At 62.5% G+C, this 14,924-nt stretch carries 9 protein-coding genes; 1 reads left to right on the top strand and 8 read right to left on the bottom strand.

The window, feature by feature from the left end; genetic code table 11:
• The 3 genes from HUU46_02035 to HUU46_02025 form a co-directional block, all read right to left on the bottom strand.
• Window positions 1-2,361 carry an FAD-dependent oxidoreductase gene (locus HUU46_02035; GenBank protein ID NUM52401.1) on the bottom strand — a complete coding sequence of 787 codons (2,361 nt, stop codon included), beginning with the start codon at window positions 2,359-2,361 and terminating at the stop codon, window positions 1-3.
• A 77-nt stretch (window positions 2,362-2,438) separates the two neighbouring features.
• On the bottom strand, window positions 2,439-4,145 hold the full coding sequence (locus HUU46_02030) for a DNA mismatch repair protein MutS (protein NUM52400.1): 1,707 nt from the start codon (window positions 4,143-4,145) through the stop codon (window positions 2,439-2,441).
• Between the two features lie 269 nt (window positions 4,146-4,414).
• The gene (locus HUU46_02025) at window positions 4,415-5,047 is read right to left on the bottom strand and encodes a type II secretion system protein (GenBank protein ID NUM52399.1); all 633 of its coding nucleotides are present in this window, start codon (window positions 5,045-5,047) and stop codon (window positions 4,415-4,417) included.
• 143 nt (window positions 5,048-5,190) lie between these two features.
• On the opposite strand from HUU46_02025, the gene trpS reads away from it, so the two are divergent.
• Entirely contained in the window at window positions 5,191-6,249 is a 1,059-nt protein-coding gene (gene trpS / locus HUU46_02020) for a tryptophan--tRNA ligase (protein ID NUM52398.1), read from the top strand.
• A 51-nt stretch (window positions 6,250-6,300) separates the two neighbouring features.
• On the opposite strand, the gene HUU46_02015 is transcribed toward trpS, so the two are convergent.
• Genes HUU46_02015 through HUU46_01995 form a run of 5 tightly spaced genes read right to left on the bottom strand, consistent with a single transcriptional unit; the run spans window position 6,301 to window position 14,868 of the window.
• Window positions 6,301-7,788, bottom strand: a complete 1,488-nt coding sequence (locus tag HUU46_02015; protein NUM52397.1) for a hypothetical protein — start codon at window positions 7,786-7,788, stop codon at window positions 6,301-6,303.
• A gap of 5 nt (window positions 7,789-7,793) precedes the next feature.
• Window positions 7,794-10,040: a polysaccharide biosynthesis tyrosine autokinase gene (locus HUU46_02010; protein ID NUM52396.1), complete on the bottom strand. Its 2,247-nt coding sequence runs from the start codon at window positions 10,038-10,040 to the stop codon at window positions 7,794-7,796.
• 7 nt (window positions 10,041-10,047) lie between these two features.
• Window positions 10,048-11,580, bottom strand: coding sequence for a polysaccharide biosynthesis/export family protein (locus HUU46_02005; GenBank protein ID NUM52395.1), 1,533 nt, complete (start codon window positions 11,578-11,580; stop codon window positions 10,048-10,050).
• A 23-nt stretch (window positions 11,581-11,603) separates the two neighbouring features.
• Complete coding sequence (locus HUU46_02000) at window positions 11,604-13,760, bottom strand: LysM peptidoglycan-binding domain-containing protein (GenBank protein ID NUM52394.1); 2,157 nt, start codon at window positions 13,758-13,760, stop codon at window positions 11,604-11,606.
• A complete protein-coding gene (locus HUU46_01995; GenBank protein NUM52393.1) occupies window positions 13,744-14,868 on the bottom strand; it encodes an AAA family ATPase in 1,125 nt (374 codons plus the stop codon). The genes HUU46_02000 and HUU46_01995 overlap by 17 nt, the downstream gene beginning before the upstream one ends.
• Window positions 14,869-14,924: the final 56 nt, after the last annotated feature.

The raw sequence follows: 14,924 nt of genomic DNA, 5'->3' as shown, positions 1-14,924 counted from the left end.
CTACGCTTCATCATACACACGAACTTCGTACACGCGCGCGTTGGGGACGCCGTTCGTCGCGAGCACGTTGAGCCGCAACCGATCGGCGGTCACGCGATCGAAACGGTGCACGCGGCGGCGGTCGTAGTTGCCTTCGACGTTCGCAACTTGTTTCCACGTTGTCCCATCGCCGACGTCGAGTTGGTAATTCTTGACGCACTCGGGATAGCGGAACAGCGGCAAGGTCACACGGCGATTCGCGTTGGTGTCAAACGTAATTTCGATCGTATTGAACGCTACGCGGCGCGGCCAGCGCAATTCGATCCACGCGGGAACCCCCTTGTCCGCGTCGGAAATCCAGATGTTGGTCCAGTCGTCGGGCCGGTTCGTGCCACGCACGACGTTTTGCGCCGTGTACGGAAGACTGCCGGGCGCGACGCGCATGGCGAAGGTACGTCCGTTGGTGTACGGGCGCCACCGGGTTCCCGAGGGTAGGCTGCCCGCGGTCACGCCGACGGGGCAACGATTCGCGAGATCGATTTCGTTTTCGGAATGCACCCGCCAAGAAACGCCATCCTGGCTGTTGGTGTGGACGAAGTGCAACCGATTCGGACGCACGCGGGCGCCAAAATTGAACAGCACCCAACCACTCGATTTCGCGCGAACAACCGCGCCCGCCTGGGCGACGTCACCGCTGCTTCGGAAGTCCCACACCGCGGGCGCCTCGCTCAGTCCAAGGGTCACGGAGACGTCGCGGTCCAGTTTCGATTCCAGATACAATTCGACACGATCGAGCCGCCGCGCGGTCACGGGGAATATCTGCGCGAGAGGCATGGCGAGTTCGGTTGCGTCCTTGCCCTGCGGAAACGCCAATGCCGCTTCGCTGCTCGCAGTCACGCGGGCGCGGCGCGCGAGATCGGCCTTGTCTTCGTTCTTTACGCCCGGAATGTGCCCACCTTGGCGCAGGATAAGCTGCTGACATTCGTGCGCGTGATCGTTCGCGATTTGGCGCGGGGTCGCCTTGTGTTTCCTGCACAGGGCAGCAGCAATGCCGGTGGCTTGACCGACGATGCTGCCGGTCGACAAGACTCGCGATGACGAAAAGGCGACGTAACTGCCGCTGATGGGCCGGCCGGCCATCATGAGGTTTTCGATATTGCGCGAATAGAGCGAGCGCAGCGGGATGCCGTAGACCATCGTGCCGCGCGCTTCCCATTCGGTGTCCAATCCGGGCGGCGGATACGGGCGTTCGCTGCGCGCGAGGATGCCTCCCTGCACGTGAATGTCGATGCCCCATACGCCGTATGCGACGGAATCCGGCAACGGTTGCGGGTCCTGCACATGTTGTTGCGTCATCACGAAGTCGCCGAGGATGCGCCGGCACTCGCGCTTGTACGGCCAAAAGCCGGCAAACTCGAGGCCATAGTTTTCCGCTCCGTGATCGCCCTTGTTCTTGATGTGGTCCCACACGCCGAGCAGTTGGCGCAACGCTTCGTGCGTGATCGCATTGTTGTCCTTGATCGGGTGCCAGGGCGCACCGACTTCGATCCACCAGTAACCGCCTTCGAGGTAGCTGTGATTGCGCGAAGTGAGGTCGGCTTCGGTATCGAATGACACGGCCCACTCGGGCAATTTGAATGGCACGGGGTTGCCGGTATCCACCGCGCGGAAGAACAGTGTGTTGCCCATGAGCTTTTCGTCGGCCACGTCCGGCGCGAGGGCCTCGCCGAATTCGCTCTTCGCCTCGCGGCCCCAGCGGTAGTCCGCACCCGCGCGGTGCCCGAGCACGCCGTCGCCGGTCGCGTCGATAAATAGCGGCGCTTCGAGCTCGTACGTCTTCTCCGTGCCGAGTTGAATGCAGTACACACCGCGAATGCGGTTCGCGGCATCCATAACGGCGCGGTGCATGTGCGTATTGAGAAAGAGCGTGAGGTTCGGCTCGCGAATCGCCCACTCGTAGAGCACAAGGTCCCAGTGGCAGTTCATCGTGCCTTCTTTGTAGTCCTGGTGATTGCGCACGCGTTCTTCCGTGTGGAACTCCTCGTGGATGCCGCCTTCCTTGATCCACGGCTGGTGGCCGGCGCCATTCTCGGGGTAGAGCTTTACCTCGCTCGAAGAGTTGCCACCGAGCATAGAGCGCTCGTGCACCAGCGCGACTTTCACGCCGTTGCGCGCGGCGCTGATCGCAGCCGAGGTGCCGGCGATACCCCCGCCAACCACAACGAGTTCGTACGATTGGCGGATCGTGCCGGGATCCGGCGGAGGGACCGTTGCGATGGGCAGCGTTTCGGGTTCTGTCGCGGCGCCCGCGGAGGCCGGCAGCGCGAGCCACGCGAATGCGGAACCCAATTGCTTAAACCAGTCGCGGCGTTTCCATTCCATGGCGATGTTACCTCCCGGTGTAAACCGTTGGCTTCGACAGGACCCAATTCCGGTATGCGCCGGACTCGCGGTGGATATCAGACGTCCAATCCAATCCTCCGCATCAGCTCCAGCGCGTTGCTCTTTTGTACGACTCCCGGGCGCATGGTGTAATCGAAGGCGAGCTTGCCGTCTTCGATGTGATCCTCGAAGTGCACGTTTATGGCATACGGCGCGAAAGCATCGACGGCCTGCGTCAGGGCGAGGTCGTGCGTGGTGACGAGTCCTATTGCGCCTGCGCCGAGAAAGCTGCGGATCACGGCTTCCGCGCCAATCTTGCGGTCGTGCGAATTCGTTCCGTGCAAGATTTCGTCGAGCAGAAACAATAGCGGCAGCGGCTCGCGCGCAATTCGGGAGAGTTGGTGCAGGCGGCGAATCTCGGCGTAGAACCGGGAATCGCCGGACTGGATCGAGTCCTGCACGCGCAGTGTCGCGCCAATCGCCAACGGCGATACGCGCAGCGACGTCGCGCGAACCGGCGCGCCCGCCAGCGCGAGGACGGCATTGATGCCGACCGTGCGGAGCAGCGTGCTCTTGCCGCTCATGTTGGAACCGCTGACGATGAACAGGCGTGTTGTCTTGTCGAGTCGCACGGTGTTACGAACGCATTTGTTTGACGTAATCAGCGGATGCCCGATTTCGGCGCCGTCGAATACGGTTTCGGACTCGACGATTTCGGGGAAGGGATCGTTCGGCCGCTCGTAATGGTACGCGGCGAGCGAACACAGCGCTTCAAGTTCACCGACGGCGTCGAGCCATTTCTTTACGTTTGCGCCGTAACGCCGGCGCCATGCTTCGAACGCATACGCGAAGTGAACGTCCCACATCAGCATCAGCGCAATGACGGCGAAGAGTTGGTTGTTGCGCGACTCGAACGCGGAGAGGAGCTTGTGCAGGCGCCCGATGCACACGGACGCGCGAGCACCGTTCGCGGTAATGTCCGCGTGCAAGTCGCGCAACCGGCCGTGTTCGAACCGTTCTTGTTCGAGCCGGGCGAGGACCTTGGCGAGCAGGGCAAGTTCGCGGCCGGGTTCGTCGATCGCTTCGACAACCCGCTTCACCGCGGCGCCACCGGCGAAGCGCGTGAGCAGGACCGCGGCTATCAAACCGAGCATGAAAAGTCCCGGCCCAATTCCGAAAACAGGCCACGCAATTAAGGCGAGCACGTTCAACGCGCCGACGACCACCGCGATAACGCGCAGCCCGCTCGATGAGAAGTTCTGGGGAGCGGTCGCCCATTTCACGAGCACGTCCGGCAATACGCCCGAGTCGACATCCGCACCCAGCAACGCGAGGTCTTCGCGCAGGTCGAGCCCATCGCGCAGTTCGGCGAGCGCGTCCTGGCGCGCGCGGACCGTTTCGACTGCTGCGGGCGCTGTGAGCCACGCCGCGAGCACCTGCTCGCCTGCGCGCGTACGCGCCGTGCACAGCAGCTCGAATAGCGAACCGGCGCCGAAAATATCGAGGTCCACGGCATAAGGATGGTTTGCAGGCTGCAAGTCGTCGCCGCGCCGGCCGGCGCCGGCCCATCGGTCGTTCACGCGGGCGATGCAACGGTCGTAATGCGCAATGGCGAGCCGCGCGCGCTTCAGCGAGCGAATGGCAGCGTCGTGCGCTACGGCGAGCGCGGCGAACACGAGGACCGGCGCGGCAACCCAGTACCACGCAAACCATTGCATCCACCATGACGCCCACGCGACGGCGATTCCAATGAGAAAGACAAGCAGGCGGAGGTTGGAGATCAGGTTGTCGCGCCGTTCGAGTGCGCGCGCCGTTTCCGTGCGCGCGGCGAGCCGGCGCCGGTATTCGACTTCTGGCGAGTTTTCAGACAGACGCAGCGTTCCTTAGAGGTTACTCGACGTTTCCACCCGCGACCGCGCGACGTTGGCTGCATTTCCGTACTCGGCCACCGATTGCGCACTCGTCCGGAAAGGCAATGGACGATTAGATGAATAGTAGTTGCGGCGGACGCGCGAGGCAAGAAAGTGCGCGCCGCGGGACGAATGGCTGCCTGCTAACCCGCCACAAACGCGTGGGACAATTCGGCGACGGTGCGTGTCATGGGAAATTCGTCGGGATAACGCACGTAGTTGGTGTGACCGTCCGAATAGAGTACGGTGCCGCCGAGCGTCCCGCTCGAGGTTTCTCCGAGGTTGGTCGAGATGAATTCCCACGCCATGACGTACGTTGCCCCGCGGTAGTCCAGAACCTCTGTTCGCTCCAGCACGTGGAGCGCACCGAATTCGTCGTACGCGTTGAGACTGCCCCCATCGGAATAGGTGAGCGGTTCGTTGTTGTCCGGGTTGAGCAGCGTGTGGTAGTACGCCCGGAACTCGTCGTCACTCCTCACGACGTAGAGCAGTTCGCTCACGATCATCGAGTCGCCCTTGCCGATATCGAGCGACTGCCGAAACGCATCGCGCGCCTCGTCGCGGCCCGGGCGCGAATCGCCCGGGCGGGTGGAATTTGCGACATCCGCGAATTTGCCTATTGCGCTCTGGCGGAGCGCTTCCTTTCCGGCAACTTCCTTGGCCTTGCGCATGGCCTTCGCGAGCGTGGGGAGGTACAGCGCCATCAGAATAAGGATGATCGCCAGGACGACCAGCGTCTCGACCAGCGAGAAGCCCTTCTTTTCCCGTAGTTTCACCGCGCACCCTCCGCATTCACACTAACACTATGGCAGCAGATGGTCAATGCGATCATTGGAAAGCCCGGCCCCCGATTCGCTACGCTATGGGTTCCGCGCCGCGGTATCTCAAGTATCAGAAAAGCAACGCGTTAAGGGTCTCCATGTCACAAAAGCAGGAAATCATACTGTCGGGAATTCGCCCGACCGGCCGGCTCCACTACGGCAACTATTTCGGGGCGGTAAAGACCTTCCTCGACCTGCAGGAAAAGGGGCACCGCTGCTACTACTTTATCGCGGACTACCATGCGCTCACGACAATAACCGAGCGGGTCGATTTTTATCGGCAAACCATTGATATGTTGCGCACGTACGTGGCCTGCGGGCTGGACCCGGAAAAGTCCGTCATCTACCGCCAAAGCGACCTGCCCTGCACGGCGGAGTTGAGCCTGTTGTTGGGCATGATCACGAACATCGGTTTCCTCGAGCGCGGCACCACCTACAAAGACAAGATGGGCAAGCTCGCCGCAAACGAGAACATCGAGGGCAATCCGCTCTCGTTCGGATTATTGGGCTATCCCGTGTTGATGGCATCGGACATTTTGATCGTCCGGGCGAACGTCGTGCCGGTCGGCGACGATCAGCGCCAACATGTCGAGATGGCGATGGACATCGCGCAGAAGTTCAATTCGCGCTTCGGCGAAACGCTGACGATCCCCAAAGCGGTGTCGCGTAATGCGCTCCGGCTTCCGGGTTTGGACGGCGCGGCAAAGATGGGCAAGAGCGACAACAATACGCTCGATCTGCTCGATGATCCGGCAACGGCCCTCAAGAAGATAAAGGGCGTGCAGACGACCACGGATCCTGCGCCGCTGGATACCGAATCTGACGAACCGGACGACGTCATCCCGCTATTGCCGGCGAGCCTTGGCGCTTTATACCGCCTGCTCCACTTGCTCGCGCCGAAGGAGGTCTACCTCGATTTCGTGGGCAAATACCGGCGCGGGGAGAAATTCTACGGCACGCTGAAAACGACGTTGGCCGAGCATGTCTCGAAGTTCAATGCGCCGATCATCGAGCGCTTCAATGCGCCGGATAACAACGAGGAATCGGTGCGCGATTTCTTGCGCGAGAACGCAAAGAAAGTGACGCCCGTTGCATTGGGGACCGTCGAGGCCGTGCGCCAGGCAATGGGAATCGGCCACAGCCTCTACCGCGCGTAGCACGGGCGCAAAAGCGCGGAACGCGCAACGATCGAACCGGTATCAACGGCGTTACGCCGCGGCGGGTTTGGGGGCGGCCGTGGCCGTTGCCGAGGCGGGTTGTTTTTCGCGCTGCCTATTGCGCACGAATTCTTCGATTGCCAGCGCGCGGACAATCACGGCGAGCGCCACGAGGAACCAGTATGGCTCCATGATGCGCACAATGATGAAGCTGACCGTACCCAGCGAGTGGATGATGAGCGCAATCGTACCCGCAAAGATGCCAACACTGATTCCCCGCCCGAACCAGTTGCCCGCGAACCGGAACGCTTCTCGCGTCGTGCGAAGAATTTGCAGTTGGAGAAACACGAACGCGACGCACCCCAGAATTCCCGTTTCGATCAATACGCGCGCGTATTGACTGTCGAGCACGCGGTCCCATGACACGCCGCCGCCCAGCCACGGCCACACGTGTAGGTTATAGTTCACCTTCTTCCATACGTGTAGCCGCTCGCCCGTGGATTTGTCCACCTGCACGCCGGTCTCGTATCCGGCGACGGTCACGTCCGTTCCGTCGCCGCGCTGAAATGTGTAGTTCACGCGGTCTTTGACGTCGTCCGGCATGATGAACGGCGAAAGTATCAGCACCAGGGCGACCGCGCCGATTGTAGTGTAGTTGCGCGCGACAATTCCGAGCGCCAGCACGCCTGCGATGAACGCGAGATACGACGCGCGCGACAGCGTGAACAGGAACGGCACGAACGCAACGACGATCATTGCAAGAAGCGCCGCTTTCTGGCGCGTCTGCTGGGCTTGCGTATACAGGCCGCCCGCGATGCACATCACCAGCACGAGGTACCCGCCGAGGGTATTCGGTTCGGTGCCGCCCTGCTCAAACGGCGCGCTGACGCGCTGGATGCCCATGAAGAAGCGCGAGCACACAGCATAAACCGCGACGACCATCGCGACGGCGAAGAAAAGATACGTCTGTTGGCGCACCTGCTTCATGCTGCGGATTGCGTTTCCGGCCAGCACGAAGATCATGTAGAACTCCGCCATTTTCAACAGCGTGAAAAACGCTTCCTGCGTATCGAACAGCGGCAGCGCGCGCTGGTAGGCGTACATGCTCGACAACAGGCAGACCCCGAAATAGAGCGCGATCCCTGAGTTGATCGGGTTGGGCAGCCACAGCGAGTCGCGGCCCTCGAACGCGCACTTCACGAGCACGCCGACGAAAACGACGATAATCAGCGCGTCGTTGTACCGAACGTTGAGCGCGCGGTTTCCGATGCCAACCTCGCCGGCGTCGATCTCCGGCGACAGCAGCATTGCGACGACCAGGAAGAAGACCCCGATGTCGACGCGCAGAATCGTCAACCCGAATATCATGGCGCTGACCGCCAACGCAACCGTCAACGGAATGTTCTGGAAATAAGTGTGAACGATCAGGAGGGCGACCGCGGATGCGAGCATGATCGCCGCGAAGAACGGGAATTCGAGCCGGCTTTCAGCGGTTTCGCCGCGGCCGATCTGGTAATCGGGGTTGTGGAAGTTGAACATGGGTATTAGAAGTGGAACCAGCGCTTCTTGCGGCGCGAATCGCTGTCGTCGTAGTAATAGTAATAGTAATAGTAGTGGCGGCGCGTCGCTTCAAGGCCGTTCAGCACGACCCCCGCGAGCTGCGCGCGGGCGCTGTCGAGCAGTTTCTTGCCGCGAATGACGGTTTCGCGCCGCGCATACTTCACCGACAGCACAAGCACGCACGCGTCCACTTCCGTCGCCAGCAGGACCGGATCGGTCACGACGAGCATCGACGGCGCATCGCAGATCACGAGATCGAACTCGCTTTCGAGTTGTGTCATAAGTTTGCGCATGCGGTCGGACCCAATCAGTTCCGAGGGGTTCGGCGGCACGCGGCCGCTGGAGACAATCCACAAATTGTCGACGCGCGTCGGACGAATCACGCTGTGCACGTCGTAACCCTCGCGCAGCACGTCCGCGAGGCCCGGCCCGCGTTCGGTCTTGAGCACGTGATGCACGTGCGGGCGCCGCAGGTCCGTGTCGATGATCAGCACGCGCATGCCACTGTCCGCGAATGTCACCGCCATATTCACGGCGGTCGTCGTCTTGCCTTCGCCCGGCACCGCGCTCGTGACCATGATGCTCTTCGGTTTCAGGTGCAACGTCGACAACTGCAGGTTCGTGCGCAGCGTGCGGTACGCTTCGGAGATCGGCGACTTTGGGTAGTTCTGCGTGACGATGCACGCGTCCACTTCGCTGCCATCCGTCAGCGGTACGTAGTCGCCGCGGTACTTGCCGCGCGCGCGGCCAAACCGCATCTGCGGAATCGTGCCGATGACGTCGAGTCCGAGATATTCCGTGACGTCCTCGATACTGCGAATCGACGTGTCGCTCAGTTCGAACATAACCGCGAGGATGAACCCAACCACCAAGCCGATAAATCCGCCAATCACAAAGCTGAACCACGGCTTGACCTGACGCGCGGCGGGCACTTCGGACGCTGTCGCCGCGCCTTGCCGCTCGATGAACCCTTGCTCGCGGCGCAGGCCCGTCGATATTTGGAATTCCTTGTCGACGAGCCCGTTGAGTTGGCTGCGCAAGAGTTCAGTCTGACGGACGAGGTTCTGATATTCCTTGTCCTTTTCCGCGAGGTCCGGGAGCATCAGCTCGAGTTCGTTGATGAGCTTGCGGTTGGTCGCCGTCTGAATGTCCAGCGAGGTCAACTGGAGTTGCAGGCCCAGATACTGTTCGCGCAGGCTGCGGCGGTCCTCGAGCACGCTGCGGCCCCCCGCCGTGCCCGAATCGACTTCCTTCATCGCCTGAAGGATGGCCTGTTCCTTCTCCTCGATAATGCCCTCGAGCTCGGCGAGCGGGCCTTGTCCCGGCTGCCACACGACACTCAACTGAATGCGCTGCGTGTGGAGTTCGTTCAACTCTTCGAGCAGCCTCGCCACGACCGCATCGGGGATTTGGCCAATCGACATGGGCAGCGATTCGTTTTTCGCGCGAAGCTGCTCTTCAATATTCGTCATCTTCGCCTTGACCTCTTCCTGGGTCGTCTCGGCGTTAATGACTTCCTGGGTGAGTTTCTGCATCTGTTCCGTCACCTGGTCCTTGGTGCGGAACCCCATGTCCTTGCGGAACTGCCACAGCGCGTTGTCCGCCTTGTCCAACTCCGCGCGCAGTCCGTCCACTTTCGCCACGACGAAGCGGTGCGTGTCTTCTTCCTCTTCCGAGAGGAACTGGCGGTTGCGCTCGATGAAGACGCGCGCGCCGAGATCGGCCATGCGCTTGGCCGCGTCCACTTCGTCCGCGTTCGCGGTGATGCGGATCATGCCGGTGTCCGGAATCGGCTCGATCGTGAGCAGCGTTTCGACTTCCGCGACTTTCGCCGCGAATTCTTCCGGTGTGACGACTCCGGCAAACGCGCGGCCTTCGGTGATATCCTGTTGGATCAGCGCGTTCGTGAGGTCTTCGGCGACACCCCGGCGGCTGACGCGTTCGACGAGGGCCTGCGGCGACGACGGAAACAGCGGTTTGCCGCCCACGTCGCGCAGGAGTTCCCGCTCCCAGGGCGACTGGCGCACGATGAGCTGTGTCGTTCCCGTGAACTGGGGTCGCATCTGGAACATGAGCAACCCGTAAACGCCGTACGCGAGCGACGCAATGGCGGTGACGGCCGCGATCAGCTTCCAACGGCGCAGCGCAACGTTGATAACGAAGCGAAACTGGTTGTCGCGCGTCGCCGACTGGTTGGCTGCCTGCTCGAGTGCTGCGGTGTCGCTCGCCATGCGTGGGTTAGTCTCTACGCGCCTCGTTGTGCGCGAGGGGCGCGCCTATCGCCGGCCCGACGATTTCCGATTTCGCGGTCACGTCGAGCATCCGGTCCCAAGTCACGGTCTCCGGCGAGTCGTGCACGGTCGGCGTGAGGAACACCATCAGCTCGGTCTGCGAGCGCGATTTTTCGTTGTGTTTGAACAGGTTTCCGATCACGGGTAGTTTTCCCACGCCGGGTACCCGTTGCTCGACGTGGCGCAGGTCGTTGCGGTAGATGCCGCCCACGACGAGCGTCTGGCCGTCGCGCACGTTCGATTCACCGCGATAGCTGCGCACGGACCGAATCGGCACGCCGTTGTTCGATCCCGACGGGAACGACACCTCCGGCTCGAACTCGAGCTTCACGTATTTGCCCTGTTCGTCCCGGTACACGTGCGGCGTCACGACCATCTTGATGCCGAGATCGAGAAACCGCGTCGAGAAGTTCGCGCGGCCCGACACCTCCGTGCCGAACTCCGTGTACGGAAATTCGTCCGTCATTTTGATTTCGGCCTGGCGGTGGTTGACGGTGAGGATGTTGGGGTTTGCCAGCAACTCGGCGTTGTCGTCCGCGACCAATGCATCGATGAGCAGGCCGAGATCGATTCCTGAGTTCATATAGCCAAAAAACATTTGGCCGGTCTTCGCGATTTGAATCGGAATGTTCAAGCGCCGGTCGAAATTCGGTTCGTCGATAAATCGGCGCGTAATCTCGCTGAGTCCGTTGTTTGTGCCCTGATTGCTGTTGATAATTTCGTTGTTCAGCGGCGACGCGGCCTGGCCCTTAAGCGAGTTCAATCCGACGTCCTGCGACGGCATCGGATAGTACCCGCCGTTCGCGTGGTCGCCCTGCACGAACCAGCGCACGCCGAGTTCCTTGATTGCGCCGACTTTCACCTCCGCGATCTTCGCCTCGATGCGCACCTGCTGCAGTTGGCTCTGCATCTGGTCGAGCCGAGCCACGACCGAAAGCATGTTCTGAATCGTCGCCGGCGTATCGGTGATGATCAGTGTGTTCGTGCTGTCGTCGTAGCTGACGCTGCCGCCGTCGCTCGCCATGCCGCTCAGCGATTTGCACAATGCTTCCGCGTTTGCGTTTTGCAGCGGCAACAGTTCGGTTTTCATCTCCTGCGTGCGATACCCGCCTGTAAATCCGGGACCGCCTTTCGACACGGTCACGCGCGGATTGCGCAATACGCCCGACAGCGCGAGCGTTACGCGCTCGGTCGCCTCCGCCTCGGTGAGTCCGCCGATTGCGATTGTGCCGACATACGGCAAGGCCACACTGCCGTTCGCATCCACGGGTGCGGTCGTCGACATTTCGGGGCGCCGGAACACATCGATGAAGACCAGATCGCCGGGCATGATTGCGCCGGCTTTCGCGCCTTCCGCCGGGGCCGCGGCCTCGCGGGCGTCCATGATTGCCGAGGAGTTGTGGATGTCGTCCGCATAGGCCGTGAACGCGAGCGCCAGCATCGCGAACACGATTGCGTGGGCGCCGGTTGCGTGTTTCACTGGAGTGACTCCCTTCCGCTTCGTCACGACGCTGGAGCGGGGACCAGCAGGTGCTGGCCCTCGAAAACGGTGTCGCCCTTGAGCGCGTTCAGTTCCGTGAGCTCGTGCACGGAAACGTGGTGCGCTTCCGCGATCGACGTGAGCGTGTCGCCCTGCTTCACGACGTATTCGCCCTCGCCGGTCGCAGCGTGCGATTCCGCCGCGGGTGCGCCGTGCGCCGGTTCGGCGGGCGCCGCGGGCGCTGCAGGCGTTTCGTGTAAGTCCTGCGCGGCGGCGGGCAATTCGCTCGTGGTCATCATTTCGCCGCTGGGGGCCGCCGGGATGTCCGACGCGGGTTCGGCGTGGTCCTCAATCTCGGCGCCCGCATCGGTCATTGCCTCCGCCGCGTCATCGAGCGATTCCATGGCGGGGGCCATTCCAGGTTCGCTTTGGAGGCGTTCGCGCAATACATCGAGCTGCGACCGAATCGTCTGCTTGCTTGTGGGATCGATTCCCGGAACCTCGAGCGCGTGCGTCCAACTCTCGATAGCGAGTTGCTGCAACTCGATGCGCTTGTCGAGGTCTACCGCCTTGTCCGCGCGCGATTGGTACAGCGAGCCGAGTTCCGCGTAATCGACATCTGGACTGTAGTTGCCTTGGACCCCCACGGCCTGAAGGTAATACGAGCGCGCCGCTTCCGCGTCTCCCATCTTCGCCGAAGCGCGCGCCAGCGTGCGCAACGTGGGCACGGTGGACGCCGGATCGCGCAGGCGCAGTTCCGGGTTGCGCAACAGTTCGATTGCCTCCTGGTACCGGCCCGACTCGTAGTTCAAGCGGCCCATCAACGATTCGGCCCGCGCCACCTTCGCGTGCGCGGGATTGTCCTTGCGGTACTGTTCGAAAAGTCGCAACGCCTGGCGCGTGACTTCCTGCTGCTCGTCGTTGTCCGATGGGTTGATCATCTGCATGGCGAATGCGGCGTTGAACTGCGCCTCCGCGCGCATCGGATCGCCGGGATGCAACGAAGCAAAATCCTCGAACAAACGTGACGCATCTGCGTACTCGCCCTTCGCGACGAGCCGCGACGCCTGATTGAAGAGCTGGCCCGGCGAGGCCATGCGTTGTTGAATCCACAGATAGCCCGCATACGTCGCGGCGGCGAGCGCAGAGACGACGAGCAGACTCGCGGCCAAGCGCCCGAGACTGCGCGCGATCGTGCTCTTGCCCGTAGTGCGGTGGCGCCGCTTGCCCTGGCGCTTGTAGTCGAGCGCTTCGTCGGGAAGTTGGTCGACTTCGGCCGGGCGCGTCCGCGGGACGGCCAGCGTTTCGTCGTACCCGGAATCCTCCGTCCCCTCGAACCGGCTCGCCGGCGCGGGCTCGAGTTCGTCTAGAAGTTTTTCCGCTTCCGCCAACTGGGCGCTGTGCCCCGGCAACACGGGTGCGGGGCGCGTCAAGACCGGCTCTTCTGGTGCGGCGGCTCGCCGAGGTGTTTCTTCCGTTGACGGCGGTGGCGCCGATTCGCCCAGCGGCGCGGGGGTCGCGCCCGGTCGTGACGGTTCGGCCTCGGGCGGCGTCGCTGCCTCAATGATCGGCTCGACTTCATCCTGCATCGGATGTGCGGAGCCGAATTCTGCGATCATGTCATCGAGCGTCACGGCCTTCGGCGCGGCGTCCGTCTCATCCACCGCGGGCACGGGCACCTCCGCCACCGGCGAGGGCTGCATTTCCGCCGGTGCGGGCGCTTCCGCTGCGTCGAGCGCGGCCATCAGCTTCGGGTCGGTGTCCGGGGCGGGCGCGTCCTTGGTGAGGTCCGCAATTATCTCGCGCAGGTGCGACATCGCCGCCTGCGTATGTTGAATGGGCCGGATTTCCTGGTCGGCGGTGGCGCGGTCCTCGATTAGGCCCGGGACCATGTCGGCGTCGACGTCTGCCACTCCCTTCTCGAAGAAACTCACGGGGCGCGACGCGTCGAGGTCGTCGTGCGCCGGCGCCGGAGGTGGCGCCGAGGGGCGCACCAGCCCGCTCATCTGAATAAACTCGATGTCGGAGCCGCGCTGGTCCGCGGGAACCCCGCTCTCCAAGCGCGGATCGCCGTCGAACCCTTCGCCCAACCGCGCCTGAATTCGATCGTATTCGTTCAACACGTTTTCAGGTTCACCCTTATCGCTGCCGCGCCGATCGCTATCAGATTCGCTGTTCATAGTTCACCCGGTCGGGGTGCGTGCGCACGGCGCGAAGCAACAACCTGTTGGCGCGCGCGGCGAGCGAATTGCCGGCGTGCCGTTCGATGGCGTGCTCCGCCAACGATTCCGGCTCGTTCTCCGGCGTGAAGTCGAATGCGGGCTTGCGTTCTTCCGCGGCCGCGGCGACGGCGTTCGCGACGCGCGCGTGCTTGTGATCGTCCGGCATTGTGGTGCGCTGAATCGTGTGCAGCACAATCGACTGGCCGATATGCCGCGTGCGCAACTGATACGCGAGCAGCAGCACGTTGCGCGCGAGCGTCACCGATACGCGCGGGCTGCCGTCCGCGAATGCGTGCAGCACGCGGATCGCCCCATCGTCGAAGAGGGGGCCTTTATCTCCGCTGCCCGCCTGGCGCAAACGGAACTGGATCAGGTTGCGCGTGTCTTCGAGGCTAATCGACCCCAGCGTATACGTAGTGCCCACGCGCTGCTCGAAATTGGGCGCCGCGCGCAGCACCGGCATCCATTCGAGCTGCGCGAACAACACGAGATTGAGCAGTTTGTGCTGCGGCGTTTCGAGGTTTTGCACTAGACGCAGCAACTCGAGTTGTCCGCGCTTGTTGAGGTTTTGCGCGTCGTCGATGATGAGTGTCGTGATGCGGTTGCGCGACGCCAGCAGGTACTGATAGAGCGCGTCCATATAGGCGACGAACGACCGCGTCTCGGGCTGCAATCCGAATTGCGCCGTAATCCCCTCGAGCAGCGAGAAACTCGTCCACGACGGAATCGGCGACGCGATCACCGCCGTGTTGTATTTCTCCGGCTTTGCGCGCATGCCGGTGAGCAGCTTGCGCAACAGCGTGGTTTTTCCCGTGCCGTAGTTGCCCATAACCACGGCGATGCCGAGGCGTTCGTCAACCGTGTTCCACAGATGGAAAAGGCATTCGCGGTGCGCGGACGTGGCGTAATAGTATGCCGGGTCTGCTGTTGCTGCAAAGGGCTGCTCGCGCAACCCGAAGAACGACAACAGCGAGTTCGCCTGTTGCGCGTCGCCGTCCGGACCATGCGCCTCGTTCGCGAAACGGTTCCAGTCCGGTACTGCCGAGCCGCCCTCGTAACCCCTCATTTCCGTGCCACCCTGTGTTTTAGGCCCATCACGCGGCCCCACATACGCCAAGACCG

It is taken from the genome of Candidatus Hydrogenedentota bacterium, assembly GCA_013359265.1.
Lineage (GTDB): Bacteria > Hydrogenedentota > Hydrogenedentia > Hydrogenedentales > SLHB01 > JABWCD01.
This window is presented reverse-complemented; position numbering and strand designations above follow the sequence as displayed.